Below are 1744 nucleotides of genomic sequence, written 5' to 3' on the forward strand. Positions count from 1 at the left end.
CGGGTCGATCGGCGGCCGTCAGAGCGCCGGCGGCGCTGGGCTGCGGCGCCGCTGCGGGCACGGCAGCCGGAATGATGCCCGGAATTGTCGGGAGGGGCCTCATCGCTGGTCCGCCTGCCGGTGCCGGAACATCCGGCCGAGTGGATGGCGAGCTTGGCGCCGGCTGCTGAGGGGATGGAGGCGAGGAAGGCGCGGTTGCCGGGGGGCGTACCTCGACCAGTGTCGCACGCAGGTCGCCGCCGGGCCGTTCGGGCGGATCGAGCCGCAACAGCAGGGTTGCGCCCGGTTGCAGCGTGGCCTGCTTCGCTTCCGGCCCGGCGAGGACGAGCGCCACCTTGCTGTCTCCGATCAACGCGGTCGCGGTGCCGTCCGGTTCGAGCGCGAGCAGTCTTGCCTGGACCGTCCGTCCGGCCGTCAGCTCGCCCGTCACGCCGAGCGCCTGCAGCAGGGTGGCGAAATTCTGGCTCTGGACGAGCTGGGCGAGGTTCATCGGATTGCCATGTGACGACGGCCCATCCTCTCAGGAAAGATTAAGCATTTCCTTGCGGCAGCTGCGGCGCGCAGGGCGCGGCTGCGTCAGGGCCACTGGCCCGGCGGGGAGCGCTGCGGCAGGCTCTGCCGTCTTATCCCGAAGGATGCTAGCCATGGAATATCGCCGCCTCGGACGCTCCGGCCTCAAGGTCTCGCCGCTGTGCCTGGGCACGATGATGTTTGGCGGCCAGACCGACGAGGCGACCTCGCGACGCATCGTCGACAGCGCCCGCGGAGCCGGCATCAATTTCATCGATACCGCCGACGCCTATAACGAAGGTGGCTCCGAGGAGATCACCGGGCGTGCCATTTCCGCCAATCGCTACGACTGGGTGCTGGCGACCAAGGTGGCGAATGCGATGGGACCGGGGCCGATGAGCGGTGGCCTGTCGCGGCGCTGGGTCATTCGGGCCTGCGAGGACAGCCTGCGCCGGCTGGGCACCGAGACGATCGACATCTATTACCTCCACAAGGAGGATCACACGACGCGGCTCGAGGAGACGGTCCATGCGATCGCCGACCTCGTCCGGCAGGGCAAGATCCGGCATTTCGGCGTCTCCAACTACCGCGCCTGGCGCCTCGCCGAGATCTGCCGCCTCTGCGACGAGATCGGCATCGACCGGCCGGTGGTCAGCCAGCCCTACTACAATGCGATGAACCGCATGCCGGAGGTCGAGCATCTGCCGGCCTGCGGCCATTTCGGGCTGGGCGTCGCCTCCTATTCGCCGCTGGCGCGCGGCGTTCTGACCGCGAAATACGCTCCCGGCCAGGCGCCGGCGGAGGGCACGCGTGCCGGACGCGGAGACCGCCGGATGATGCAGGCGGAATGGCGCGAAGAGAGCCTGATCATCGCCCAGGCCATCAAGGAGCATGCTGCCCGGAAGGGGCTGACGCCGATCCAGTTCGCGGTGCGCTGGGTGCTGAACAATGCCTTCGTGACGGCGGCGATCGCCGGGCCACGCACCTTCGAGCAGTGGGAAGCCTATCTCGCCGCGCTTGATGCCGGCTTCGACAAGGAGGACGAGGAGCTGGTCGATCGTCTCGTGCCGGCCGGCCATCCGTCGACGCCGGGCTATTCCGACCCGGCCTATCCGCTCGAAGGGCGCGTCAGCCGCGCCTGAACGGCGCGGGCCCTCAGTTCAGGATGCAGAAGCCGCCGACCACGATGGCGGAGCCGCACCAGGGCTTCTCGAAGCCATCGGTCGAGGTCAGG

The 1744-nt window shown here is 68.9% G+C and carries 1 protein-coding gene and 1 pseudogene; one reads left to right on the top strand and one right to left on the bottom strand.

Going from position 1 to position 1744, the window contains the following annotated elements; translation table 11 throughout:
• Positions 1 to 490 (bottom strand): annotated as a pseudogene (locus tag ACIPIA_RS15605) (hypothetical protein); the annotation flags it as partial.
• Positions 491 to 644: 154 nt separating this feature from the next.
• On the opposite strand from ACIPIA_RS15605, the gene ACIPIA_RS15610 reads away from it, so the two are divergent.
• Positions 645 to 1652, top strand: coding sequence for an aldo/keto reductase (locus ACIPIA_RS15610; RefSeq protein WP_400510876.1), 1008 nt, complete (start codon positions 645 to 647; stop codon positions 1650 to 1652).
• Positions 1653 to 1744 lie beyond the last annotated feature (92 nt).

Source organism: Allobosea sp. CER48 (genome assembly GCF_044752385.1).
Lineage (GTDB): Bacteria > Pseudomonadota > Alphaproteobacteria > Rhizobiales > Beijerinckiaceae > Allobosea.